Genomic DNA, 25,020 nt, shown 5'->3' on the forward strand with positions numbered 1-25,020 from the left:
GGTTGCAAAGCGTCCCAATGTATCATCGAAAATCGCGTTGGCCGAAGCTGCGTGCCTGGGTGATCGCGCGTCCGGCGGGTCCGGTGGCGATCGAACGCGTGCTGTCGCGCCATCGCCGGTTTCCATCGTCGGGCGTTCGCCCGGCCGCAACCGTTTCGAAGGAGATTCCGATGTCGATGTTCGCGGTGAATGGTGTCCGAATCGATGTGCTCAGTGCGCGCGTGACGCACGTGCGCTGGGCGGCCGTCAATCCGGCGGACCGGTCGTGGGCGGCGACGCCGAGCGAGGCGTCGGTGGCGGAAGTGGCACGTGCGCTTGCGGCCGGCAACGACGTTCGTGCCGTATTTGACGAAGCGGACGGCACAGCGGTGGGGCCGAGGCTGAAGCGCGTGCTGTATCGCGACGCGTCGGAGGGGATCGAACTCGACATCGATGCGACGAGCGAGTCGCGCACGTTGCGCGACCTTCCGCAGATCTGAGCGGCGATCGGCGCGTGTTCCGCGAGCCGTGCCATCGCGCACGAGGCCATGCCCGGATGCGCGATCGCCCCATTGGAGGTCGCACGCGGCCTGATGCTCGCGCGTTGTCGGGCCGAACCTGTTCCGGCGCCTGTCGCGAACAAAAAAATGTCGTCCGGCGTGTCGATTTCCGTCGAGTCCGTCCGTCGTAGCATCGGAGGCGTGCGCATCGTGCGTCCGTCCCGATTTTCGACACGACAACCGACTGAAGGAGCGACACCCATGGCCACATCCGTCAAACCGATCCCGGAGGGGATGCGCACGCTGACGCCGCATCTGATCTGCGCCGGCGCCGCCGCAGCCATCGACTTCTACAAGCGCGCGTTCAACGCGACCGAACGGTTCCGCCTGCCGACCCCGGACGGCCGGCTCGCGCACGCATGCCTCGCCATCGGCGATTCGACGCTGATGCTCGTGGATGAAATGCCGGAGCACGGCGCACTCGGGCCGAAGACGCTGAAAGGCACGCCGGTCTGCCTGCACCTGTTCGTGCCGGACACCGATGCGGCGATCGCGCAGGCCGTCGCGGCCGGCGCGACAGTCACGATGCCGGCCGCCGACATGTTCTGGGGCGATCGCTATGGGCAAGTGGAGGATCCGTTCGGCCATCGCTGGTCGATCGCGACCCACCAGCGCGACCTGACGCCCGAGCAGATCGCGGAAGCGATGGCGAGCGCGCCGCCGTGCGGAGCCTGACCGGGCCGGGCGAATCCGGTTGAACGCGACTGAACGTGGCTCTTGGCCGCGCGTATCGGCGCGCGGCTCGTCCGCGCTCAGATGCCGGCGGCGTTGCTTCGCCGCTTGTCCGCGGATTCGTACCTGTGCCGATCGGCCGATCCGAGCCGGTCGGCGACCGCGCGATGCCGCGCGGGATCGTGTGTCGCTCGGCGCTCGCGCAAGCCGGGCGGCGTGCTTCGCTTCTGTCGATACCGCAACGCTCGACGAGCGCCCGTCGAGCAGCATCACGCATTCTCCATCGTGCTGCCACCACGCGTTGTAGCCGTGTCGATGCGATACGGACGCTTCACGCGTCGTGCGTTGCTGCCGGCCATGCAATTCGACGCCCGATGCTCAAGCTGTCCGACGTGATGCCGTAAACAGGGCAAGATCAATCGTTCATCTAACGCACCATGGTTCGAATTCTGTACGCGGGGTATCTCGCGTTGGCGCTGTATCTGCTCTATCCGATGGTCCAGAACACGTTGACCTTCAGTGCCGACTGCGTACTCGACGCGTTGCCTGGCGGTACGCGGGATCGGCCGAAGCCTTCGGCAAGCGATGCGCGTGCGCATGCCGGCCGGTGCGTCGCGGCCACGCAGATCGCCGAGCGCTCGCCCGACATCCACTGATTTCAACTGATTCCAGCGATCGCGGCGCCGTCATGCACGGTGTGCAGGCCATTCGGCCAGGTTGATCGCCATGCAATGCGCGCCGATCATCGACGCCATCACGGCGCGGATGTGCGACGACGGCGCGCGTCGGCTGCGTCGCACGCGAACGACGCCAGCAATCGCGCGCGGCGAAGCGTCAGTACGACGAGCGGTACGGCGTGCCCTGGTCGAAGCGGCTTTGCCAATGCGCGAGGTAGCGCGACGCGAGTTGCGGATTGTTCCAGACCACGACGACGTTTTCGGAATTGCGGCTGGCTGCCGAAGCGCTGTAGTTGAACGAGCCCGTCTCGACATGTTCGGCATCGATCACGAGGTACTTGTCGTGGTGGATCGCATAGGCGTCGATCGTGCGCGTCGGAATGCCCGCGTTGACGAGCAGGTTCAGCGCCTGCTTGCTGCTCTTCGCGCGATTGCCCTTGTCGTCCACGACGACCGCGACGTTCACGCCGCGTCGCTTCGCGGCGAGCAGCGCGCGCGTGACGGGCGGCGACGTGAACGAGTAGGCGGCCACGCGAATCGAGGTGCGCGCGGCGCCGATTGCCTTCAGCACGAGCACCTCCGCACCGCCATCGGGCGAGAACGCCGATTCGACGGACTGCGTGGCGGGCGCTTCATGGGTCGGGGTCGGCAGCAGTTGCGCGATGAAGTCGAACGCCTGCTGCAGCAGCGATTCATTGTGCGTCTTGCCGAAGGCGGCGAAGGGTGTGGCGATGAGGGAAGCAGCGAGGCAGGCGGCGGCGAGGCGTTTGCGCGACAACATCTTGGACAGCGAATCTTTTTTGAGACAGCGGGCCGTGAGTGTAACGCAGACACGGCGGCGCGGTCACGCCCGGATGCGAATGGACGACAGCTGGATGGCTGTCTGCAACGCCCGACGTGGCGATGTTCATCATGCCGCGCGGCGCCTGAATCGGCTCGGCAGTCGTGCCGGGTGACCGAAGTCGATGCGGTGTGCGCATGTGCGCAGACGGCACGGTCCCTGCGTGACGAACGGCACGCACGTGCGGGCGCAGGGGCAATGCGGCGTGCGATCGACGAGACGGGAACGGCAGACAGGGCGCGGCAACACGAACGATACGCGTCGAACGAAGACGCATGCAACACGCGCACGCATGATGGCCGCGCCGCGCTGTCATGGGCGTACCCATGTTCGTACGACCGGCGCTCAGCGCGACGCGTCAGGCATCGTGCGTTCCGGCCACCTCGTGCGCGACCCAGCCGGGCCCGGGTTCCGGCTGCACGTGGCGCGGGTCGAGCGGCTCACCGCACGCCGAGCACACCGCGACCGCATGCATCAGCTGGCCACAGGTGCGATGGCGCAATTGCACCGGCGGCCCCTGGCCGTCGTCCTTCCAGCGATCGCCCCAGGTCATCAGCGCGAGCAGGGCCGGGTACAGGTCGAGGCCTTTTTCGGTCAACCGGTATTCGAAGCGCGGCGGGCGTTCCTGATACGCGCGCTTGACCAGTACGCCTTCGTCGACGAGGCGCGCGAGCCGCTCGGCCAGTACGTGACGCGTGAGGCCCAGCTGCGTCTGGAATGCATCGAAGCGGCGGCAGCCGAGAAAGGCGTTGCGCAGGATCAGCATGGTCCAGCGATCGCCGAGCACGGCAAGCGTGCGCGCGACCGAGCAGTTCAGCGTACCGATGTCATCCCATTTCATGATCGAGTCTCGTGCGGCAGTTCAGCGAAGGAGCGGGTTCGATTATAGAACTGAGCTTCGGTTGCACCGGGCGCCGGCTGCATTGACAAGCCTGGCGCGCTTGTCAATAATCAGTTCCAATTTGGAACTTACTCGCGCGGCGACGCGCGTTCAATCAGGAGACAACCCGATGAATCCGCTTTCCCTGTCCGGTCTCGAACTGCTGCGCGCGGCGGCGGCAGGCGACGTGCCGCTCGCGTCGATCTCGGAGACGATGCCGATGCGGCCGCTGGGCGTCGAGCTCGGTTACGTGAAGTTTTCCGCGCGGGCGGACGGCCGGCACCTGAATCCGCTCGGCGGCGTGCACGGCGGATTCGCCGCGACGGTGCTCGACTCGGTCACGGGCTGCGCGGTGCATTCGATGCTCGACGCGGGCGTCGGCTACGGCACGGTCGACCTGCACGTGAAAATGCTGCGTCCCGTGCCGCGCGACGTCGACCTGATCGCGGAAGGGCGCGTGATTCACCTGTCGCGTTCGCTGGGTGTCGCCGAAGGCACGCTGAAAACGCCGGACGACAAGATCGTCGCGCATGCATCGGCGACCTGCTTCATTCAGCGGCCGCAGTAACGGGAGGCGTGGCGTCGTTACGCCCGGCGCGGTCGTCCGGCGCCATCCACCGGACGACGCGCGCGAAGGCGGCCGTATCCGTATCGGCGAGGGCTGAACGCACATCGAAGGCCGCCTGTAAGTGAACGCATCGGCCATCTGAAGCATTCGCTTCAGTGTGATAGCGTTTCTGCTTTCCACTGACGCGACAGGAACAGCATGGAATACCGCACACTCGGCGATTCGGGCATCGAGGTCAGCCTGATCGGTCTCGGCACGATGACGTGGGGCGAGCAGAATTCGGAGCGCGACGCGCACGAGCAGATCGATTACGCGCTCGGGCAGGGCGTCACGCTGATCGATGCCGCGGAAATGTATCCGGTTCCCCCGAAGCCCGATACCCAGGGCCGCACCGAGCAGTACATCGGCACCTGGCTCGCGCAGCATCGTGCGCAGCGCGACCGGATCGTGCTCGCGACGAAGATCGCGGGCCCGGCGCGGCAGCCGCACAATCCGCGCCATATTCGCGGCGAAGGCAACCAGTTCGACCGCAAGAACCTGACGGAGGCGCTCGACGGCAGCCTCAAGCGCCTGCAGACCGATTATGTCGACCTGTACCAGCTGCATTGGCCCGATCGCAGCACGACGACGTTCGGCCGCCCCGCGTATCCGTGGGTCGACGACGCGTATACGGTGCCGATCGAGGAAACGCTCGGCGTGCTCGCGGAATTCGTGAAGGCCGGCAAGATCCGCGCGATCGGCGTGTCGAACGAAACGCCGTGGGGCGTCGCGCAGTTCCTGCGCGCGGCCGAGAAGCTCGGGCTGCCGCGCATCGCGAGCATCCAGAATCCGTACAGCCTGCTGAACCGCACGTTCGAGAACGGCCTGTCCGAATTCACGCATCGCGACGGCATCGGCCTGCTCGCGTATTCGCCGCTCGCGTTCGGCTGGCTGTCCGGCAAGTACGAGAACGGCGCGCGTCCGGCCGGCGCGCGCATCACGCTGTTCGAGCGCTTCCAGCGTTACAGCAAGCCGCAGGCGGTCGAAGCGACGTCACGCTACGTCGCGCTTGCGCAGCGCCACGGGCTGTCGCCCGCGCAGCTCGCGCTCGCGTTCGTCAACAGCCGGCCGTTCGTGCGCAGCAACCTGGTCGGGGCGACATCGCTCGCGCAACTGAAGGAGAACATCGGCAGCATCGGCGTGAAGCTGTCCGACGAGATCCTCGCCGAGATCGACGCGCTGCACGAGCTGCAGCCGAATCCGGCGCCGTAAACGTCACGGTAAATGGCGCGCGGCACGGATGCCGCGCCGTCGTTTTGTTCGCGAGCGCGGTCAGCGCATCCCGAGCCGCGTGCGCGCGACCAGCAGTGCGATGAGACTCAACACGGCGCAACCGATCAGGTACAGCGCCGGCGACAGCCGGTTGCCGGTCGCGCTGATCAGCCACGTGATCACGAACGGCGCGAAGCCGCCGAACAGCGTGACGCCCGTGTTGTAGCTGACGGCGAGACCGGTCGCACGGGTCTGCGACGGAAACAGCTCGGCCATCAGCGCCGGCAGCGCGCCGCAGTACGTCGCCTTCAGCAGGCCGATCCAGATCAGCGCGGCGAGCATCGTCGCGAACGACGCGTGATGCGTGAGCCACGCGAACGTCGGCCAGACGGTGACGAGCATCAGCACGGCGGCTGCCGCCATCACGCGGATCCGTCCGGTGCGATCGGACAGGTGGCCGACGAGCGGCGTGACGAGCGTCAGCACGAAACCGGTCGCGAGCGTCGCCGCGAAGCCCGTCGATGCCGGCAGCCCGAGCTGCTTGATCGCGTACGTCGGCATGTACAGCACCATGTAGTTGATCGCGGTCGAGATCACGAGCACGCCGATCGACAGCAGCACGCGCATCTTCTGGTCCGCGAACAGTTCGCGCACGGGCGCTTCCGAGCGCGCCTGCGTCTTGAACTCGATGCCTTCGTCGACGTAGCGGCGGATGTAGAGCCCGACCGGGCCGATCGCGAGGCCGAACAGGAACGGCACGCGCCAGCCCCAGCTTTCGAGTTGCGTGGTGCTCAGCGTCGACGTCAGCAGTGCACCGAAGCCCGATGCGAGCAGCGTCGCGAGACCCTGGCTCGCGAACTGCCAGCTCGACATGAAGCCGCGCCGCTGCGGCGCGTGTTCGACGAGGAACGCGGTCGAGCTCGCGAATTCGCCGCCGGCGGAAAAACCCTGCATCAGCCGCGACAGCATGATCCCGAGCGGCGCGAGGATGCCGATCGACGCATAGGTCGGCATCAGCGCGATCAGCAGCGTGCCGGCCATCATCATCGCGATCGACAGCAGCAGCGACGCCTTGCGGCCCGCGCGGTCCGCGTAGGCGCCGAGCACGAAGCCGCCGATCGGCCGGATCAGGTAGGACAGCCCGAACGTGCCGAGCGTGAGCAGCAGCGAGGTCGCCTCGCTCGTCGCGGGGAAGAACAGCTTGGCGATCGTCACCGCGAAAAAGCCGTAGACGATCAGGTCGAACCATTCGAGCGCGTTGCCGATCGACGCGGCGAAGATGATGCGGCGGATCTTCGCGGTGCTGGGGCGCGCGGCGTCCTGCGAGGTCAGGGTGGTCGTATTCATCGTGTGAGCAGTCCCGAGAAAGGGGGCGAAGCGCGTTACAGGGCGGCGCCGGCCGCGGCGGGTGCCGCGCGGCGAACGGGCGGCGCGGCGTCGCCGAGATCCCAGAAGAGGCCGGCCATCATCTGCAGTCCTTCCCGCACGACGCTCGCGAGCAGGTGCTCGTCGGGCGCGTGCTGCGAGCACGCCGGATACGAGTGCGGCACCCACAGGGTCGGCAGCCCGAGCGTGTCGGCGAACACTTCGTTCGGCAGCGTGCCGCCGAGGTTCGGCAGGATCGCGGGCTTCTTGCCGGTCGTGCGCGCGAGCGACGCGACGGCCCAGCGGACCCACGGATCGTCCGGCGGCAGACGCGTCGCCGGTGCGCCGCGTTCGACGTCGATCTCGATGTCGGCGAAGCCGTGCGCATCCAGATGCGCGCGCAGGTGCGCATGCAGCGCCTCCCAGTCGGTGCCGACCACGAAACGCAGCTGGCAATGGGCATACGCGACGGGTGGAATAGCATTGACCGGATGGTCGGGATTACCGGCCTTGAACGCGAGGATCTCGAACGTATTCCAGCCGAACACGCGCTCGGCGGCAGAGAGGCCCGGCTCACCCCAGTCGGCGTCGAGCGCTGGGTCGCCGGGGCCGCCACCGACGGACAGGTCGGCGAGCGCGGCGCGCACGGCGGCCGGGATCGGCGGCGGGCGCAGCCCCGCGACGCGGATCGCGCCGCGCGCGTCGACGAGGCTTGCGAGCGCATTCGCGAGCACGGTCGCCGGGTTGCGCAGCAGGCCGCCCCAGTTGCCCGAGTGATGGCCGCCGTCGCGGGCGCGCAGGCTGAGCTTGAAGTTGACGGAGCCGCGCGAGCCGAGGAACACGGTGGGGCGTTCGGCGGTGAGGCGCGGCCCGTCGGACGCGATCAGCACGTCGGCCGCGAGCGTGTCGCGCTCCTGGCGGCACAGTGCGTCGAGGCCCGGCGACCCCGTTTCCTCGCCCATCTCGATCAGCAGTTTCGCGTTGAAGCCGAGCCGGCCGCCGCGCGCGGCGAGCACGCTCGCCAGCGCGGCCAGGTTGATCGTGTGCTGCCCCTTGTTGTCGGCACTGCCGCGGCCGTACCAGCGATCGCCGTCGACGGTCAGCGTCCACGGCGACAGCGGCGCGCGCCATTGCGCGTCGTAGCCGCGCACGACGTCGCCGTGGCCGTAGATCAGCACGGTCGGCAGTGCGTCGTCCTCGTGGCGCGAGGCCAGCAGGAACGGGCCGCCGCCGTCGGCCGGATTCTCGACGATCCGCGACGTGAAGCCGAGGCGCGCGGCCTCCGGTACGATCTCGTCGGTCAGGTAGGCGCGCAGCGCGGCGCCCGAGCCGCTGTCCTGGCTTTCGGTGCGCAGGCTGACGCGGCGGCTCAGGGTCGTGAAGAGCGCGCCCGATTCGAACTGGTTCAGCGCGTGCTGGATGGCGGCGGTACGGCTCAAGACGGGTCTCCTGTATCGGTTTTCCGGCGGGCGCGGCGCGCACGACCGGGAGTGCGATCGATTCTAGGAAGCGGTTTTTTTTGTCACAATGATCGAATTTCGAACATTTCTTTGCCGAAAAGGCAAAGCGGAGCGGCCTGGGCGACGGGCCCGGGGACAGAACGATGGCGGCTTTCCTGCATGGTCTTGCGCTGCGGTATTTCGTCGAAGTCGCGCGCACCGGCTCGATCAGCGACGCATCGGCGCGGCTGCACGTGGCCGTCTCGGCGATCAGCCGGCAGATCGCGAAGCTCGAGAGCGAACTCGGCGCGCCGCTGTTCGAGCGCCGGCCGCGCGGGATGGCGCTGTCGGAGGCCGGCGAACGGTTGCTGGGCTTCGCGCAGCGCAGCCTGCTGGAGGCCGAGCACGTGATGAAGGAAATCGGCGGGCTGGAGGCGCTGCACGGCAGCCTGCTGAAGGTCGCCTGCTCGGAAGGGTTCGCGATCGATTTCCTGCCGGGTGCGCTCGCGGGCTTCAAGGCGCGCCACCCGGGCGTCGATTTCTCGGTGTGGGTCGTGTCGCCGGCGGAGGCGACGCGGCGCGTGCGCGACGGCGATGCCGACATCGGGCTGACGTTCAGCCTGGCGCCGGAGCAGGGCGTACGCGTCGAACACACGGAGCGTGCGCCGGTCTTCGCGCTCGTGCGGCGCGACCATCCGCTCGCGGCACGCGATTCGGTGTCGCTCGCCGATGTCGCCCGGCACCCGCATGTGCTGCCCGAGGCCGGCACGACGGTGCGCCAGCTGATCGACATCGCGTGCGTGCTCGACGGGCTCATGCTCGAGCCGGAACTGACCAGCAACAACACCGCGGTGATGTACCGCTACGCGCAGCGTACCGGTGCGGTCATGTTCACCGGGCTGCTATCGGTGCGGGACCGCTTCGACGCGGACGGCTTCGTCGTCGTGCCCGTCACGAACCCCCAGCTGCGCGAGCGCAGCATCCAGGTGCAGACCATGGCGGGGCGCGATCTGCCCGCGTCGGTGCGCGCGTTTCGCGACCATCTGATCGACGTGATGAGCGCCGCGTCGCCGCCGCCGGTTGCCGCGCGCGGCCCGGGACGCCCGGGCGTGAGATAATCGCGAATCCGCCTTCCGTGCCCGTGCGGCTCGCCGAGCCGCATCGCCCCTGTTCGACGCCAAATTGAAGAACCTGATTGTCACCCTCGATCGCGCCGGCGAGTTCGACGAGATCATCGACGTGCGCACGCCGCTCGAGTTCGCCGAGGATCACATCCCCGGCGCGCTGAACGCGCCCGTGCTCAGCAACGAGGAGCGCGTGATCGTCGGCACGATGTACCGTCAGGTGTCGCCGTATGAGGCGACGCGCGTCGGCGCGGCGATGGTCGCACGCAACATCGCGCGCCATCTCGACACCACGTTTGCAGACCGTCCGCGCAACTGGCGGCCGCTGATCTACTGCTGGCGCGGCGGCAAGCGCTCGGGTTCGATGACGACCTGGTTCAACCTGATCGGCTGGCAGGCGCGCCAGCTCGACGGCGGCTACAAGGCGTACCGCCACTCGGTGTGCGCGACGCTCGACACGCTGCCGACGCGGTTTCGCTACATCGCGCTCGTCGGTCATACCGGCTGCGGCAAGACGCGGCTGCTGAACGCGCTACGCGACGAAGGGGCGCAGACGCTCGATCTCGAAGCGCTCGCGCGCCATCGCGGCTCGCTGCTCGGCGCGCTGCCGGGCAAGCCGCAGCCGTCGCAGAAGGGCTTCGATTCGGGGCTCGTCGAGACACTCGGGCGTTTCGACCCCGAATGGCCGGTGTTCGTCGAATCGGAAAGCCGAAGGATCGGGCTCGTGCACCTGCCGATCGCGTTGATCGACGCGTTTCACGCCGGGCCGTGGGTGCAGGTCGAGGCGGCGCACGACGAACGCATCGCGTTTCTCCTTGACGACTATGCCCACCTGTTCGACGAGCCGGCCGCGTTCAAGGCGCAGCTCAATCGGCTGATCGGCCTGCACAGCCGTGACGAGGTGGCGCACTGGCATGCGCTGATCGATGCCGACGCGCGGGCCGAGCTGTTCACCGAACTGATCGACAAGCATTACGATCCCGCCTATGCGCGCACCTACCGCGCCACGTACAACAAGCCGAACCGCGCACTGGCGTTTACTTTCCGGCCGAATGCGGCCGACGGGCGCGAGCAGGCGCGCGCGCTGCTCGACGCGCTCGCGCAGGCCGGGCTGCCGGCCTCGCCCGCCGCCGGCGGGGCGGCCCGAGCCGCCACCGACAACAACCCTACGACCACCGCACGATGACGACCACACGCACCCAACCCAGTCCGGCGCTCGGCTGGCTGACCTTCCTGCTGATCGCGGTCGCGGGACTGTTCTACGTGAAATGGTTCCCGTACTACAACAAGGCGTTCGTCGCCGCCGAGCATCATTCGATCGGCCAGTCGATCCTGATGGGCACGTCGGCGAGCGCGCCCGAGCCGTCGCTGAAGGCGGCGCTCGACTACGCATGGGCGTACGGCAAGGCGATCTGGCAGGCCATGGTGCTCGGCCTGCTGCTCGGTTCGGCCGTGCAGGCGCTGCTGCCCGCGCACTGGGTCGCGCGCGTGCTCGGCCGCACGGGCTTCGGCAGTGTCGCCGCGGGCGGCCTGCTGTCGCTGCCGGGCATGATGTGCACGTGCTGCGCGGCGCCGGTCGTCGCGGGCCTGCGTGCGCGGCACGCGTCGCCGGGCGGCGCGGTCGCGTTCTGGCTTGGCAACACGGTGCTGAATCCGGCCGCGCTGGTGTTCATGGGCTTCGTGCTCGGCTGGCACTGGAGCGCGTTGCGGCTCGTGCTCGGCATCGCGATGGTGTTCGGGATCGGCTATCTGCTGAACCGCATCGCGCGTCCGGAGGACCGCAGTATCGACGACGCGCAACTCGCCGCGCTGGTGGCCGAACAGGCTGCCGCCGGCAATCCGTTCGTCCGCTGGATGAAGCTGCTCGCACGCATGGCCGTGCGGCTCGTGCCCGAATACATCGTGCTCGTGCTGCTGCTCGGCGCGGCGCGCGCGTGGCTGTTCCCGCATATCGGCCCGGACATCGGCAACCATCTCGGCTGGATCATCGCGTTCGCGGTCGCGGGGACGTTGTTCGTGATCCCGACGGCCGGTGAAGTGCCGATCATCCAGGCGATGCTGTCGCTCGGCATGGGCGTCGGCCCGGCCGCCGCGCTGCTGATGACGCTGCCGCCGATCAGCGTGCCGTCGCTCGCGATGCTCGCGCGGTCGTTCAAGCCTTACATGCTGGCGATCGTCACGGGCCTCGTCGTCGTGTTCGGGATCGTGAGCGGGCTGCTCGCGATCGCATTCGGGTTCTGACGGACTCGCGGACGGGACGGCGAGCGGGCGCGACGGCCGGACAAGTCCGGCTCGCGTGGCCGATCGAGGCGCGGGGCACGACATGCCCGGCTGCCGGCGACCGGACCCTGCGCGATGGCCGCCGCGGCGTGCGCCGACCGGTCCCGTCGCATGACCGTCGTATTCATCCGGCGCCGCCGCCTCACGCGCGCGGTGCCCTTTACAAGAAGCAAACAGGAAAACGCATGACCCAACCGAAGATTCATCCTCGACTCGAAAAGGCGCTGACGCGTGGCGATCTCGCGATCCGCCAGGCCAATTCCGCGCGGGCCACTGCCGTGCTGAACGCGCTCGGCACGATGATCATCGAAGCCTCCGCCACGATCGGCGTCGAGGCCAGCATCGAGATTCCGCAGGGCGACCGCATCTACGATCCGGTGAACGGCCTATGGCCGCAGAAGATGCTGGTGTCGTTCGACGGTCCGGTCGACGAAGCCGACGCGGAAGAACTGCGCGCGGTCTATCTGGTTGCCGACGATCCGGGTACGCAGTTCCGCGTCGAATGGCATCGCGCGGACGGCAAGCTCGGCCGCCACGAAGGCGGCCCGCTGGCGACCGTCGCATTCCTGACCGACGTCGAGATTCCGTGGAGCGACGACGACGAGTAACGCCGCCGCCGCTTCGTCGCAGCGAGCCGGCGCGCCGTGCGCGTCGGCCGTCAGCGCATCATGCGCCGCCGGAACAGCCACGCGGAGACGATGAATCCGCCGACCGCATAACCGGCGAGCACCGCGAGATGCAGGCCGGCGTCCGTCGCCGGCCGGCCGAGCATCGCGGGCCGGATCAGTTCGACCGCGTTGGCGAGCGGCAGCACGTGCGCGGCATGCTGCGCGATCGGCGGCAACTGCGTGATCGGGAAGAACACGCCCGACAGCAGCAGCATCGGCGTCAGCACGAGCGTCTGATAGAACATGAAGAAGTCGTAGGACGGCGCGAGCGCGGTGACGATCATCGCGGTGCTCGCGAACGCGAGGCCGGCGAGCACGATCACGGGTAGCGCCGCGAGCATCGACGGAAAGCGCGCATAGCCGAGCAGGCCCGCGACGAGCATGATCGCGACGCCCGACAACAGCGCCTTGCTCGCCGCCCAGACGATCTCCCCGAGCACGATGTCGCCCAGCGCGAGCGGCGTGTGCATGATCGCTTCCCAGGTGCGCTGCACGTGCATCCGCGAGAAGCCCGAATACATCGACTCGAAGCTCGCGGACATCATCACGCTCGAACCGACCGTGCCGGCCGCGAGGAACGCGATATACGACACGCCGTCGACGTGGCCGAGCATCAGGCCGAGCCCGAATCCCAGCCCGAACAGGTAGATCATCGGATCGGCGAGATTGCCGAACAGCGACGCGAGCGCGAGCTTGCGCCACACGAGGTAGTTGCGCCGCCACACGGCGATCCAGTTGGTGGCATTCGCGGGCAGCGCGACTGCGAAGCGTGATTCGCGTGGCGGTGCGGACGGCGCGGCGGCGGAATAGTTGCGTGCGTCCATGATCGATCAGTCCTGCATTTCGCGGCCCGTGAGCCGCAGGAACACGTCTTCCAGATTGGCCGGACGATGCAGATAGCGCAATCCCGTGCGACCCTTGAGCCGGGCGCTGAGCGGCTCGGGATCGCTCACGTAGCAGAACAGCGTCTCGCCGCTGATCTCGGTGCGTTTCGCGAACGGCGTCAGCTCGTCGCGCAGCGCGACCGGGTCCGGCCCGTAGATCTCGATCACGTCGCAGCCGATCTCCGATTCGATCAGCGCGTGCGGCGCGCCTTCGGCGATCTTGCGGCCTTCCTCGATCACGCACAGCCGGTCGCACAGGCGCTCGGCTTCCTCCATGAAATGCGTGGTGATCAGGATCGTCTTGCCGCGCGCGAGCAGCGAACGCAAGCGCTCCCACATCAGGTGCCGCGCCTGTGGATCGAGCCCCGTCGTCGGCTCGTCGAGCACCAGCACGTCCGGATCGTTGACGAGCGCGCGCGCAAGCGTCAGGCGGCGCTTCATCCCGCCCGACAGCTCGCCGACCTTCGCATCGGCCTTGTTCTCCAGTTTCGCGAATTCCAGCAGCGGCTGCACCAGCGCGCGTGAAGCCTGCGCCGACATCCCGAAATAGCGGCTGAACACGAGCAGGTTTTCGCGGACCGTGAAGTCGGGGTCGAGGTTGTCGAACTGCGGGACGACGCCGACGCGCTGGCGCGCATGCCGCGCGCGCGACGGAACCGGTTCGCCGCACAGTGAAATGGTGCCGGCGTCGGGATACACGAGGCCGAGCAGCATTTTCAGCGTCGTGGTCTTGCCGGCGCCGTTCGGCCCGAGCAGGCCGTAGCATTCGCCGGCCTGCACGTGGAAGGACAGGCCGTTGACGACGAGCTTGTCGCCATAGCGCTTTTCGACGTTCCGGAAATCGATCGGTGCAACGGACATGGGCAGGTTGTCGTTGTAGGCAGGCGCGGACGCGTTTCGCGGCCGGCCGGATGGGCATGCCGCTCGGCGAACGGATCGGGCGAATGCGTGTCACATGGGCATGACCGGGGCGAACGCACGTCGAGGACACGGACGGGCCATTCTAGTGCATCGGCTGCGTCTCTTCAGGGCGCGCACGCGCGCGACGGTGCATGCGCGCACGGATCGTGCACCGCATCATCGCCGACGCGCCCCGCGTGGCGAATCAGCGTTTTCCATCCCTTGCGTCCGGAATTGCGGCGCACCATGATGAGTGCATAGGGCACGTTGTCGCGATAGGGAGGTCTCATGGCTAGCTACAACAAGATTCTGCTGTGCTACGACGGCACGCTCGAAGGACGCAAGGCCTTGCGGTGCGGTGCGAATCTCGCGCTGGACCTGAAGGCGGAAACGCATTTGCTGTCGGTCGTCGACATGCGCTCGAGCATCGCGCAAAGCGCGGGGCTGCTGACCGACGTCGCCTGCGGCCGCTTCGAGGAAACCGCGCGCGAGATCCTGCAGGAAGGCGTGAACTGGCTGCGCGAGCGCGGCGTCCAGGCGGAAGGCCATTTTGCGTTCGGTTATCCGATCGACGAAATCGCGAATCTCGCGACCGAGTTGAAGGCCGACCTCGTCGTGGTCGGCCATCGGTGCCGCAGCGGATTGTCGAGATGGTGGATGGGGTCGGGCAATACGCAACTGCTCGATCGCGTGAACTGCAGCATTCTGGTCGCGTGTTCGTCGGCTGAAGAGCAAAAGGCCGAGATCGCGCGCGAACGCGAAGCGGCCACCGCGAGCGGCAAGTGACACAGTGAGATCGTGTGACCGGCCGGGTTGTCCTGCGATCCGCGCCGGTCGCTCGCCATTGCCGCCGCAGCGGCATCGATCCCGATCGCGACCGCTCACGCGTGCAGGTCGATCGCGGACAGCTTCCACGAAAACAGGCCAAAGCGGTGGAAGATCGCCGCATAGCGCGTGCCGTCGGCACTGCGCTGGTAGGTCACGACAAATTCATCGATATTCCGGTAGCCGGCGCTCGTTTGCTGCGGATGGCGCGTGTCGCCCGGGCCGGCTGGCGCGGATGCGGGGGCCGGCGCGGACGCGACCGAGGCATTGCTGCCCGGTACGGGGGTGCTCGCCGGATTGGCCGGCGGTGCGGCCGATGCGCTGCCAGGCGCACCGCCTGACGGCGGGCCCGACCATTCGGGTGGCCGCTCGCCCGGATTACCGCGCGGGGGAATGCCGCTCATCAGCGCCGCGACGCCTTCCGGCGTCGCATACGCATCGACGAGCGGGCCGATCAATGCAGAGCCGATCAGCGCGCCGATCACCGCGAACGGGTTGTCCTTCTTCACCGCGTCGATCCGGTGCATCAACTCTTCCGTGACCTGCTGCTTCAGGCTGATGCGCAGCGACGGAAAATCGACATATTCGCTGACCGATTGCGCATCGCGCGCATCGATCGCCGATTTCAGGCGACCGAGCGCGACATACGGCGATGCGTACGCATAGCCGATCGCCACCAAAACGGCGACGGCCAGCACGACGATCAGCAGGGGCTTGAGCCGCCACGCGCGGCCCGAAGATCCAGTCACGATGCCTCCGGTGCGGACAGGTTCCGCAATCAGAGACCGCCGTGCGTGGCCGATCGTTCCTCGTCGATGCAGCGATCGATCATCCGGCACACGGCATCGATCGTCCCGACCATGATCAGGCGCGACCGGCCGTGATAAACGCGCACGGGCGCACGGCGCGCCGGTTCCGCGTGGTGCAGGCCGGCGTTCAGCGAGACCCGTGCGAAGGCGGGAAGCGCTGAGGGCAGCAGCGACGCCTGCCGTTCAACTGCGACTTCTTGGCTCACCACGGGCGCCGCGGCGGACAGCGGCGCGCAGGGCGTGCGGCCGCGCAGGTGACGCAGGCGGCCGAATTGACGGAAAGGCAGCAAACGGGAAAGGCGTTCCATGATGTTCTCCTCAGCGAGACCGATTGTCAGAGTTCGCCCGAGCGGATCAGCCCGACGGCGATGCCTTCCAGCGCGAATTCCGCGCTGCCGGCCTTGACGAAGATGTTTTCGTAATCCGGGTTCTCCGCGATCAGCTCGAGGCCGCCTGGCCGGCGCATCAGGCGCTTGACCGTGACGTCGTCGCCAAGCCGCGCGACGATGATCTGGCCGTCCTTCGCTTCCGTGCGCTTCTGCACGGCGAGGAGGTCGCCGTCGAGAATGCCGGCGTCGCGCATCGACAGGCCGCGCACCTTCAGCAGGTAGTCGGGCTTGCTGGTGAACAGCGCGGGATCGCACGCGTAATGCTGCGAGATGTGCTCCTGCGCGAGGATCGGGCTACCGGCCGCCACCCGGCCGACGAGCGGCAGCGACAGTTGCATCAGGCCGGCATGCGGCAGCGTGAACTGATGGGGGGCGTCGTCGATGCCGAGCAGGCGGATGCCGCGCGACGCGCCGGCGGCCAGCTCGATCACCCCTTTGCGCGCCAGCGCACGGAGGTGTTCCTCGGCCGCATTCGGCGAGCTGAAGCCCAGCTCTGCCGCGATCTCGGCGCGTGTGGGCGGGAAACCGGAGCGCTCGATCGCGCGGCGGATCAAGTCGAACACTTGCTGCTGACGGGCGGTGAGTTTGGTCATGGCTGAACTGTATGGATAGACAGTGAGCTGTATTTTTATACAGTACTTCGCGAATTTCAAGTGTTACTTGAAGTTCGACGCGATCGCGCCGGTTCCGACGTGATTTCGCGACGCCCGGACGCCGGTTCATCTGCCTCAACCGTCCATCCCGTCTGCGTTAGCACTTTTGAGTATTAAAAAATAAGGAACGATTATTTTTAATCATGTAACCCGTTCGCTAGACTGGCCCGACATCGCAATACCGACAACACTGGAGAACCAAGGATGGCGAAGCGCAATACGGGGCTGGTGGGCGGAGTGGGCCGCCTGATCGCAACACTCGCGCTGGGCGCGGCGGCGGCGCTGGGCGTCGCGACGCATGCCCAGGCCGATACGACGTTCCTGAACGTGTCCTACGACCCGACGCGCGAGTTGTACCAGGACTTCAACCAGGCGTTCGGCAAGGCGTGGAAGGCGCAGACGGGCGAGACGGTCAACTTCAAGCAGTCGCACGGCGGCTCGGGCGCGCAGGCGCGCTCGGTGCTCGACGGCCTGCAGGCCGACGTCGTGACGCTGGCGCTCGCCTACGACATCGACGCGATCGCCAACAAGGGGCTCGTCAACAAGGACTGGCAGAAGCGCCTGCCCGACAACGCATCGCCGTACACGTCGACGATCGTGTTCCTGGTGCGCAAGGGCAACCCGAAAGGGATCAAGGACTGGGATGACCTGACCAAGCCGGGCATCTCGATCGTCACGCCGAACCCGAAGACGTCGGGCGGGGCGCGCTGGAACTACCTGGCCGCATGGGCATACGCGGTCCACAAGCCGGGCGGCAACGAGCAGAGCGCGAAGGAATTCGTGACGAAGCTCTACAAGAATGCGGGCGTGCTCGACTCGGGCGCGCGCGGTGCGACGACGAGCTTCGTGCAGCGCGGGATCGGCGACGTGCTGATCGCGTGGGAGAACGAGGCGTTCCTGTCGATCAAGGAATTCGGCACCGACAAGTTCGAGATCGTCGTGCCGTCGGTGAGCATCCTGGCCGAGCCGCCCGTTGCCGTGGTCGACAAGGTGGTCGACAAGAAGGGCACGCGCAAGCTGGCCGAGGCCTACCTGAATTTCCTGTACAGCCCGCAGGGCCAGGAAATCGCGGCGCGCAACTACTACCGTCCGCGTTCGAAGAACGTGCCGGCGGACCTGACGAAGCAGTTTCCGAAGCTGAAGCTGTACACGGTCGACGACACGTTCGGCGGCTGGACGAACGCGCAGAAGACGCATTTCGCGGACGGCGGCGTGTTCGACTCGATCTACAAGCCGCAGTAACACCAGGCAGCAGCAAACCACAACGACAGCGGCGCGCCACGACAGCGCGCCGCATCCCCGACGGCCCGCCGGCGCGACTCCCCGCGCCGGCGTTTGCGTCGGACCCGTGAGCAGCAACGACCCAGCAAGAGCATCCGATGACGACGTACACCTTTCGCAAGCCGAGCGCGCTGCCCGGTTTCGGCGTGACGCTCGGCATCACGGTGGCCTATTTGAGCCTCGTGGTGCTGATTCCGCTCGCCGCCACGTTCCTGAAGACCGCGACGCTGTCGTGGGACCAGTTCGTCACCGCCGTCGCGTCGCCGCGCGTACTCGCGTCGTACCGGCTGACGTTTGCCTCCGCGCTCGGCGGTGCGGTGATCAATGCCGTGTTCGGTTTTCTCGTCGCGTGGGTGCTGGTGCGCTACACGTTCCCGTTCAAGCGGCTCGTCGACGCGATCGTCGACCTGCCGTTCGCGCTGCCGACGTCGGTCGCCGGCATCTCGCTTGCCGCCGTCTACGCGACCAACGGCTGGGTGGGCCAGTATCTCGCGCCGTTCGGCATCAAGATCGCGTTCACGCCGGTCGGCGTGCTGGTGGCGCTGACCTTCATCGGGCTGCCGTTCGTCGTGCGCACCGTGCAGCCCGTGCTCGAGGATTTCGAGCGCGAGCAGGAAGAGGCCGCCGCGTGCCTCGGCGCAACGCGCTGGCTGACGTTCCGCCGCGTCGTGCTGCCGGCCGTGCTGCCCGCGCTGCTCACCGGCTTCGCACTGGCGTTCGCGCGCGCGCTCGGCGAGTACGGGTCGGTGATCTTCATCGCCGGCAACGTGCCGATGAAATCCGAGATCACGTCGCTGCTGATCATCACGAAGCTCGAGCAGTACGACTACGCGGGCGCGACCGCGCTGGCGGTCGTGATGCTGGTCGTGTCGTTCCTGATGCTGCTGCTCATCAACACGCTGCAGTGGTATCTGCAGCGCCGCACGAGCAAGGGCGCGAGCGGCCCCGCGCCCGCGACCGTCACCGTTGCCGCGACTGCCGCCGGAGGCCAGCAATGAGCCAGGAGTCCACCGCCGTGCTGAACAACCCGTCCGCCGCGCGCGTGCGCGCCGCGAAACAACCGGATCCCGTCAGCGAGCCGCGCGCCGTGCGCTGGCTGCTGATCGGCGTCGCGCTGGCGTTCCTCGCGTTCTTCCTCGTCGTGCCGCTCGCCGCGGTGTTTTTTGAGGCGCTGCGCAAGGGCGTCGGCTTCTATCTCGAATCGCTCGCGGATCCCGACGCATGGTCGGCGATCAAGCTGACGCTGACCGTCGCGGTGATCGCGGTGCCGCTGAACCTCGTGTTCGGCGTGTGCGCGTCGTGGGCGATCGCGAAGTTCGAATTCCGCGGCAAGGCTTTACTGACGACGCTGATCGACCTGCCGTTCTCCGTGTCGCCAGTGATCTCGGGCCTCGTCTACGTGCTGCTGTTCGGTGCGCAGGGCTGGCTCGGGCCGTGGCTGCAGGGCCACGACGTGCAGATCATCTTCGCGGTGCCGGGCATCGTGCTCGCGACGATCTTCGTCACGTTCCCGTTCGTCGCGCGTGAACTGATCCCGCTGATGCAGGCGCAGGGCACCGACGAGGAGGAGGCCGCGCGCGTGCTGGGCGCATCGGGCTGGCAGATCTTCCGGCGCGTGACGCTGCCGAACGTGAAGTGGGGCCTGCTGTACGGCGTGATCCTGTGCAATGCGCGCGCGATGGGCGAGTTCGGCGCGGTGTCGGTCGTGTCCGGCCACATCCGCGGCGTGACCGACACGATGCCGCTGCACGTCGAGATCCTGTACAACGAATACAACTTCGCGGCGGCGTTCGCGGTGGCGTCGGTGCTGGCGCTGCTCGCGCTCGTCACGCTCGCGCTGAAGCTGCTCGCCGAGCGTCACCTCGCCGCCGAACTGGCCGGCGCACGCGATGACGTTCCCGCTCATGCCGGCCCCGCCGCCGCCATTTCGTCGAAATCGTAAAGAGGCAACCAGAATGGGTATCACCGTCCGTCACCTTCAGAAGCGCTTCGGCGATTTCACCGCGCTCGACAACGTGTCGCTCGACTTTCCGCCGGGCGAGCTCGTCGCACTGCTCGGGCCGTCCGGTTGCGGCAAGACCACGCTGCTGCGCGTGATCGCGGGCCTCGAGCACGCGGACGCCGGCCAGGTCGTGCTGCAAGGGCTCGACGTCGCGTCGGTCGGCGCGCGCGAGCGCCAGGTCGGTTTCGTGTTCCAGCATTACGCGCTGTTCCGCCACATGACCGTGTTCGAGAACGTCGCGTTCGGGCTGCGCGTGAAGCCGCGCCGCGAGCGGCCGTCGGAAGCCGTGATCCGCGAGAAAGTGCACGAACTGCTGAAGCTCGTGCAGCTCGACTGGCTTGCGCAGCGCTACCCGTCCGAGCTGTCGGGCGGCCAGCGTCAGCGGATCGCGCTGGCCCGCGCGCTCGCGGTCGAGCCGAAGGTGCTGCTGCTCGACGAGCCGTTCGGCGCGCTCGACGCGAAGGTGCGCAAGGAACTGCGCGGCTGGCTGCGGCGCCTGCACGACGACCTGCACATCTCGACGATCTTCGTCACGCACGACCAGGAGGAGGCGCTGGAAGTGGCCGACCGGATCGTCGTGCTGAACCGCGGTCATGTGGAGCAGGTCGGCAGCCCGCAGGACGTCTACGATCATCCGCAAAGCGCGTTCGTCTACGAATTCCTCGGTGCGGCGAACCGGTTGCCGGGCACGGTCGCCGGGCGCGGCTTCGTGGCCGAGGGGGCGGCCGCGCCGATCGCGGTCGACGCCGATTTCGCGGGTCCCGCGAACGCATACGTGCGGCCGCACGACCTGCAGCTGTGGCCGGCCGGCGACGACCATCGCGACGGCATCGCGGTCGACGTGCGCCGCGTGATCCCGCTCGGCGGCTCGGTGCGGGTCGAACTCGAGGCGCGCACGGGCGGCGCACTCGAAGCGGAACTCGATCGCGACGCGTGGCGTGCGCTCGCGCTGCAGGTGGGCGACGGCGCGACGGCCGTGCCGCGCGCGGTCCGCGTGTTTCCCGCGCACTGACGTCCGGCCGCGGTAAAGAGAAGAGGGCGGATACCGCTCCGAATCGACATTCAAACAACGACAGCCTAAGAGGCATACCCATGAATTTTCAGCAATTGCGTTTCGTGCGCGAGGCCGTGCGCCAGAACATGAACCTGACGGAAGTCGCGAACGTGCTGTACACGTCGCAGTCGGGCGTGTCGAAGCAGATCAAGGATCTCGAGGATGAACTGGGCGTCGATATCTTCATCCGGCGCGGCAAGCGGCTCACGGGGCTCACGGAGCCCGGCAAGGCCGTGCATCAGCTGATCGAGCGGATGCTGCTGGATGCGGAAAACCTGCGCCGCGTCGCGCGCCAGTTCGCGGACCAGGACAGCGGCCACCTCGTCGTCGCGACGACGCACACGCAGGCGCGCTACGCGCTGCCGAAGGTGATCCGCCAGTTCACCGAGGTGTTTCCGAAGGTGCATCTCGCGCTGCGCCAGGGCAGCCCGCAGCAGATCGCGCAGATGATCCTGAACGGCGAAGCCGATCTCGGCATCTCGACCGAGGCGCTCGATCGCTATCCGGACATCGTCACGTTCCCGTGCTATTCGTGGCACCACACGGTCGTCGTGCCGAAGGGGCATCCGCTCGTCGGTCGCGAGAACCTGACGCTCGACGAAATCGCCGAGTACCCGATCATCACGTATGACCAGGACTTCACGGGCCGCTCGCACATCGACCAGGCATTCGCGCAGGCCGGCGCCGTGCCCGACGTCGTGCTGACTGCAATCGACGCGGACGTGATCAAGACCTACGTCGAGCTCGGGATGGGGATCGGCGTCGTCGCGGCAATGGCCTTCGATCCGCAGCGCGACACCGGGCTCGTCGCGCTCGACACGCAGCACCTGTTCGAGGCGAGCACGACGCGGGTCGGGTTGCGCAAGGGCGCATTCCTGCGCGCGTATGCGTACCGGCTGATCGAGATGTTCGCGCCGCATCTTAACGAAGCGGAAATCGCCGGGCTGCTGCGCGAAGCGGTCTGACGGCGGGACGATGTTCCGGGGGCGCGGCAGGCGCCCTTCGGACGCGTTGCATCGGGCGCCGATGCTGCATCCGCCATTTCAGGGCGTGCCGACGCGTCGGTCCTTCGATCGAAGCTGTCGCTCACAAGCCGGGTTGCCGTGAGCGGCGGCCGTCAACTAATCGCCGGTCAACAGAAAAACAAGAGGGCGCATGCGCGTGCCTCGCTTCGATCATGTAACGCGCCGCAATCGGCGCGTGCAACCGCGCGCTCCGAATAAACCCTTAAATATTGATCAGACGGGTTGCGCGTCGAACCGAAACGGTACAGCATAGCTTCCACTCCGCCGGCGTCCCGCCGGCGGTGGCGCGTCACGACAGCACGCGCCAGGCAGTCGGCCGTCTGCCTCGCTTCCATTCCGTGGTACCGACAAGCAGCATCGATGGCCGATGCCCGGGAAGTGTAGCGCAAACGTTTGCTCTCATTAAAACAACAGTCAAACAATAATCTGGCCCGTCGGGCCAGTCGCCAGGAGATGTGTATGAATGTCCTCTTTCGCCGTCGCTTCCTGACCGCCGCACTTGCCGCCGTCGCGGTTGCTGCCGCACCGGCCGTCCATGCGCAGGCCGCGGCCAAGCCGAAGGTCGCGCTCGTGATGAAGTCGCTCGCCAACGAGTTCTTCCTGACGATGGAAAACGGCGCGAAGGAATACCAGAAGCACAACGCCGGCCAGTTCGACCTGATCACGAACGGCATCAAGGACGAGACCGACACCGCGAACCAGATCCGCATCGTCGAGCAGATGATCGTGTCGAAGGTCGATGCGATCGTGCTCGCGCCGGCCGATTCGAAGGCGCTCGTGCCCGTCGTGAAGAAGGCGGTCGACGCGGGCATCACCGTCGTGAACATCGACAACCGGCTCGACCCGGACGTGCTCAAGTCGAAGAACCTGAACGTGCCGTTCGTCGGCCCCGACAACCGCAAGGGCGCGCGCAAGATCGGCGACTACCTCGCGAAGCGGCTGAAGGCGGGCGACCAGGTCGGCATCCTCGAAGGCGTGTCGACGACGACCAACGCGCAGCAGCGCACGGCCGGCTTCGAGGACGCGATGAAGGCGGGCGGGATGAAGGTCGTGTCGGTGCAGTCGGGCGAATGGGAGATCGACAAGGGCAATGCGGTCGCGTCCGCGATGCTCAACGAATACCCGAACCTGCGCGCGTTGCTGTGCGGCAACGACAACATGGCGATCGGCGCCGTGTCGGCCGTGCGCGCGGCGGGCAAGCAGGGCAAGGTGTTCGTGGTCGGCTACGACAACATCAATGCGATCAGGCCGATGCTGAAGGACGGCCGCGTGCTCGCGACCGCCGACCAGTACGCGGCGAAGCAGGCCGTGTTCGGCATCGACACGGCGCTCAAGGCGATCGCCGAGCATCGCAAGCAGGCCGACATGTCCGGCGTGGTCGAGACGCCGGTGGATCTCGTGACGAAGTAACGCCGCCCCGTCGCGGCCGCCGGCCTCAAGAAGCGGGCCCGGCGGCCGTTATACGGAGTGAGCGCGATCACGGCCACTGCATGCACATGCACTTGTGAGCGTCACACCCGCGCGCCGCGTGCGCGCGGCCGCAACCAGGATCGCGATGGAACCGACCTTCCAACCCTCCCGTTCAGCCGTTCCCGTGCTGTCCGTCTCCGGTGTGGGCAAGACCTACGCCGAACCGGTGCTCGCCGACGTCACGTTGACGCTCGTGCCGGGTGAAGCGCTCGCGCTGACGGGCGAGAACGGCGCCGGCAAGAGCACGCTGTCGAAGATCATCGGCGGCCTCGTCGACCCGACCGCCGGCACGATGCAACTCGGCGGCCAGGCCTACGCGCCGGCGAGCCGCACGCAGGCCGAGGCGCTCGGCGTGCGCATGGTGATGCAGGAGCTGAACCTGCTGCCGACGCTGACGGTCGCCGAGAACCTGTTCCTGAACCGTCTGCCGCGGCGCTTCGGCATCATCGATCGCGCGCGGCTGCGCGACGATGCGCGTGCCGCGATGGCGCAGGTCGGGCTCGACGCGGTCGATCCCGATACGCCGGTCGGCGCACTCGGCATCGGCCACCAGCAGATGGTCGAGATCGCGCGCAACCTGATCGGCGACTGCCGTGTGCTGATCCTCGACGAACCGACCGCGATGCTGACCGCGCGCGAGGTCGAACTGCTGTTCGAGCAGATCGACCGGCTGAAGGCGCGCGGCGTGGCGATCGTCTACATCTCGCACCGGCTCGAGGAACTCGCGCGGGTCGCCGAGCGTGTCGCGGTGCTGCGCGACGGCCGGCTCGTGCACGTCGGCGACATGGCCGCGACGACGTCCGACGGGCTCGTCACGCTGATGGTCGGGCGCGAGGTCGGCGAGCACATCGACCTCGGCGCGCGCCGCATCGGCGCGCCGCGCCTCGTCGTGTCGGGCATGACGCGCGGCACGGCCGTGCAGGACGTGTCGCTCGAAGTGCGCTCGGGCGAAATCTTCGGCATCTCGGGGCTGATCGGTGCCGGGCGCACCGAATTGCTGCGGCTGATCTACGGCGCGGACACGCCGGACGCCGGGATGATCGCGGTCGGCGATCCGCTGAAGCCGGCGCGCATCGGCTCGCCCGTCGACGCGGTGAAGCACGGCATCGCGCTGATCACCGAGGACCGCAAGGGCGAAGGGCTGCTGCTGTCGCAGTCGGTCACGTCGAACGTGTCGCTCGGCCAGCTCGACCGGCTCGCGCGCGGCGGCATCGTCGATACGGCGCGCGAGACGGCGCTCGCCGAGCAGCAGATCGACGCGCTGCGGATCCGCACCCACGGCGCCGCGCAGGCGGTCGGCGAACTGTCGGGCGGCAACCAGCAGAAGGTCGTGATCGGCCGCTGGCTCGCGCGCGACATGGGCGTGCTGCTGTTCGACGAACCGACCCGCGGGATCGACGTCGGCGCCAAATTCGAGATCTACA

27 protein-coding genes are annotated in these 25,020 nt (G+C 67.6%); 17 read left to right on the top strand and 10 right to left on the bottom strand.

What is annotated here, in order from left to right; all coding sequences use genetic code 11:
• The first annotated feature begins 170 nt into the window (after window positions 1-170).
• The 3 genes from DIE04_RS07375 (at window position 171) to DIE04_RS07385 (ending at window position 1,867) form a co-directional block, all read left to right on the top strand.
• On the top strand, window positions 171-479 hold the full coding sequence (locus DIE04_RS07375) for a phosphatidylserine/phosphatidylglycerophosphate/cardiolipin synthase (RefSeq protein ID WP_124522221.1): 309 nt from the start codon (window positions 171-173) through the stop codon (window positions 477-479).
• Window positions 480-740: 261 nt separating this feature from the next.
• Window positions 741-1,214, top strand: coding sequence for a VOC family protein (locus DIE04_RS07380; RefSeq protein WP_124522219.1), 474 nt, complete (start codon window positions 741-743; stop codon window positions 1,212-1,214).
• A gap of 434 nt (window positions 1,215-1,648) precedes the next feature.
• Window positions 1,649-1,867 (top strand): hypothetical protein, encoded by a 219-nt coding sequence (locus DIE04_RS07385; RefSeq protein ID WP_124485550.1) that lies wholly within the window; start codon window positions 1,649-1,651, stop codon window positions 1,865-1,867.
• Window positions 1,868-2,045: 178 nt separating this feature from the next.
• Here the strand turns inward: DIE04_RS07385 and DIE04_RS07390 are convergent, their stop codons facing one another.
• Window positions 2,046-2,669 (bottom strand): phospholipase D family protein, encoded by a 624-nt coding sequence (locus DIE04_RS07390; protein WP_124522217.1) that lies wholly within the window; start codon window positions 2,667-2,669, stop codon window positions 2,046-2,048.
• A 418-nt stretch (window positions 2,670-3,087) separates the two neighbouring features.
• Entirely contained in the window at window positions 3,088-3,570 is a 483-nt protein-coding gene (locus DIE04_RS07395) for a helix-turn-helix domain-containing protein (RefSeq protein WP_044845044.1), read from the bottom strand.
• Between the two features lie 169 nt (window positions 3,571-3,739).
• Between DIE04_RS07395 and DIE04_RS07400 the strand changes: the two genes are divergently transcribed.
• Window positions 3,740-4,177: a PaaI family thioesterase gene (locus DIE04_RS07400; RefSeq protein ID WP_124485548.1), complete on the top strand. Its 438-nt coding sequence runs from the start codon at window positions 3,740-3,742 to the stop codon at window positions 4,175-4,177.
• 198 nt (window positions 4,178-4,375) lie between these two features.
• Window positions 4,376-5,428 carry an NADP(H)-dependent aldo-keto reductase gene (locus DIE04_RS07405; protein ID WP_044845042.1) on the top strand — a complete coding sequence of 351 codons (1,053 nt, stop codon included), beginning with the start codon at window positions 4,376-4,378 and terminating at the stop codon, window positions 5,426-5,428.
• A gap of 60 nt (window positions 5,429-5,488) precedes the next feature.
• On the opposite strand, the gene DIE04_RS07410 is transcribed toward DIE04_RS07405, so the two are convergent.
• Together DIE04_RS07410 and DIE04_RS07415 are read right to left on the bottom strand one after the other, a co-directional pair.
• Window positions 5,489-6,775, bottom strand: coding sequence for an MFS transporter (locus tag DIE04_RS07410; RefSeq protein ID WP_124572973.1), 1,287 nt, complete (start codon window positions 6,773-6,775; stop codon window positions 5,489-5,491).
• Between the two features lie 35 nt (window positions 6,776-6,810).
• The gene (locus DIE04_RS07415; protein ID WP_124522213.1) at window positions 6,811-8,232 is read right to left on the bottom strand and encodes a M20 family metallopeptidase; all 1,422 of its coding nucleotides are present in this window, start codon (window positions 8,230-8,232) and stop codon (window positions 6,811-6,813) included.
• A 164-nt stretch (window positions 8,233-8,396) separates the two neighbouring features.
• On the opposite strand from DIE04_RS07415, the gene DIE04_RS07420 reads away from it, so the two are divergent.
• The 4 genes from DIE04_RS07420 to DIE04_RS07435 all read left to right on the top strand — a co-directional run bounded on the left by DIE04_RS07420 (window position 8,397) and on the right by DIE04_RS07435 (window position 12,244).
• Window positions 8,397-9,350, top strand: coding sequence for a LysR family transcriptional regulator (locus DIE04_RS07420; protein WP_124485544.1), 954 nt, complete (start codon window positions 8,397-8,399; stop codon window positions 9,348-9,350).
• Between the two features lie 64 nt (window positions 9,351-9,414).
• Window positions 9,415-10,542, top strand: a complete 1,128-nt coding sequence (gene mnmH / locus DIE04_RS07425; protein ID WP_124522211.1) for a tRNA 2-selenouridine(34) synthase MnmH — start codon at window positions 9,415-9,417, stop codon at window positions 10,540-10,542.
• Window positions 10,539-11,597, top strand: a complete 1,059-nt coding sequence (locus DIE04_RS07430; RefSeq protein ID WP_044843616.1) for a permease — start codon at window positions 10,539-10,541, stop codon at window positions 11,595-11,597. Before mnmH ends, DIE04_RS07430 begins: the two co-directional genes overlap by 4 nt.
• A gap of 224 nt (window positions 11,598-11,821) precedes the next feature.
• A complete protein-coding gene (locus tag DIE04_RS07435; protein WP_044843615.1) occupies window positions 11,822-12,244 on the top strand; it encodes a hypothetical protein in 423 nt (140 codons plus the stop codon).
• A 50-nt stretch (window positions 12,245-12,294) separates the two neighbouring features.
• On the opposite strand, the gene DIE04_RS07440 is transcribed toward DIE04_RS07435, so the two are convergent.
• The 3 genes from DIE04_RS07440 to DIE04_RS29690 form a co-directional block, all read right to left on the bottom strand.
• Window positions 12,295-13,128: an ABC transporter permease gene (locus tag DIE04_RS07440; protein ID WP_044843614.1), complete on the bottom strand. Its 834-nt coding sequence runs from the start codon at window positions 13,126-13,128 to the stop codon at window positions 12,295-12,297.
• A gap of 6 nt (window positions 13,129-13,134) precedes the next feature.
• The gene (gene nodI, locus DIE04_RS07445; protein WP_044843613.1) at window positions 13,135-14,049 is read right to left on the bottom strand and encodes a nodulation factor ABC transporter ATP-binding protein NodI; all 915 of its coding nucleotides are present in this window, start codon (window positions 14,047-14,049) and stop codon (window positions 13,135-13,137) included.
• Window positions 14,050-14,213: 164 nt separating this feature from the next.
• Window positions 14,214-14,378 carry a hypothetical protein gene (locus tag DIE04_RS29690; protein ID WP_185500322.1) on the bottom strand — a complete coding sequence of 55 codons (165 nt, stop codon included), beginning with the start codon at window positions 14,376-14,378 and terminating at the stop codon, window positions 14,214-14,216.
• Here DIE04_RS29690 and DIE04_RS07450 point away from each other — a divergent pair.
• Window positions 14,377-14,874 (top strand): universal stress protein, encoded by a 498-nt coding sequence (locus tag DIE04_RS07450; RefSeq protein ID WP_044843612.1) that lies wholly within the window; start codon window positions 14,377-14,379, stop codon window positions 14,872-14,874. The two genes, DIE04_RS29690 and DIE04_RS07450, sit on opposite strands and share 2 nt — an antisense overlap.
• A 95-nt stretch (window positions 14,875-14,969) precedes the next feature.
• Here DIE04_RS07450 and DIE04_RS07455 read toward each other — a convergent pair whose 3' ends face one another.
• From DIE04_RS07455 to lexA, 3 genes are read right to left on the bottom strand one after another with little or no spacing between them, the layout of a single operon-like run.
• Entirely contained in the window at window positions 14,970-15,662 is a 693-nt protein-coding gene (locus DIE04_RS07455; RefSeq protein ID WP_124485541.1) for a DUF2939 domain-containing protein, read from the bottom strand.
• Between the two features lie 29 nt (window positions 15,663-15,691).
• On the bottom strand, window positions 15,692-16,030 hold the full coding sequence (locus tag DIE04_RS07460) for a hypothetical protein (protein WP_044843610.1): 339 nt from the start codon (window positions 16,028-16,030) through the stop codon (window positions 15,692-15,694).
• A 26-nt stretch (window positions 16,031-16,056) separates the two neighbouring features.
• On the bottom strand, window positions 16,057-16,704 hold the full coding sequence (lexA, locus tag DIE04_RS07465) for a transcriptional repressor LexA (protein ID WP_006754655.1): 648 nt from the start codon (window positions 16,702-16,704) through the stop codon (window positions 16,057-16,059).
• Between the two features lie 264 nt (window positions 16,705-16,968).
• Here lexA and DIE04_RS07475 point away from each other — a divergent pair, with 264 nt between their 5' ends.
• The 7 genes from DIE04_RS07475 to DIE04_RS07505 all read left to right on the top strand — a co-directional run.
• A complete protein-coding gene (locus tag DIE04_RS07475; RefSeq protein WP_124485540.1) occupies window positions 16,969-18,006 on the top strand; it encodes a sulfate ABC transporter substrate-binding protein in 1,038 nt (345 codons plus the stop codon).
• A gap of 137 nt (window positions 18,007-18,143) precedes the next feature.
• Entirely contained in the window at window positions 18,144-19,043 is a 900-nt protein-coding gene (gene cysT / locus DIE04_RS07480) for a sulfate ABC transporter permease subunit CysT (protein WP_044843608.1), read from the top strand.
• Entirely contained in the window at window positions 19,040-19,987 is a 948-nt protein-coding gene (cysW, locus tag DIE04_RS07485; protein WP_044843607.1) for a sulfate ABC transporter permease subunit CysW, read from the top strand. The genes cysT and cysW overlap by 4 nt, the downstream gene beginning before the upstream one ends.
• A 13-nt stretch (window positions 19,988-20,000) precedes the next feature.
• A complete protein-coding gene (locus DIE04_RS07490; RefSeq protein ID WP_044843606.1) occupies window positions 20,001-21,059 on the top strand; it encodes a sulfate/molybdate ABC transporter ATP-binding protein in 1,059 nt (352 codons plus the stop codon).
• An 80-nt stretch (window positions 21,060-21,139) separates the two neighbouring features.
• Window positions 21,140-22,066, top strand: a complete 927-nt coding sequence (locus DIE04_RS07495) for a CysB family HTH-type transcriptional regulator (protein WP_044843605.1) — start codon at window positions 21,140-21,142, stop codon at window positions 22,064-22,066.
• 519 nt (window positions 22,067-22,585) lie between these two features.
• Window positions 22,586-23,536 (top strand): sugar ABC transporter substrate-binding protein, encoded by a 951-nt coding sequence (locus DIE04_RS07500; RefSeq protein WP_044843604.1) that lies wholly within the window; start codon window positions 22,586-22,588, stop codon window positions 23,534-23,536.
• 145 nt (window positions 23,537-23,681) lie between these two features.
• A partial coding sequence (locus tag DIE04_RS07505) for a sugar ABC transporter ATP-binding protein (protein WP_148091646.1) occupies window positions 23,682-25,020 on the top strand: 1,339 nt, incomplete at its 3' end.

Origin of the sequence: Burkholderia sp. Bp8994 (assembly GCF_003853805.1) — a bacterium.
In the GTDB taxonomy this organism is placed as follows: domain Bacteria; phylum Pseudomonadota; class Gammaproteobacteria; order Burkholderiales; family Burkholderiaceae; genus Burkholderia.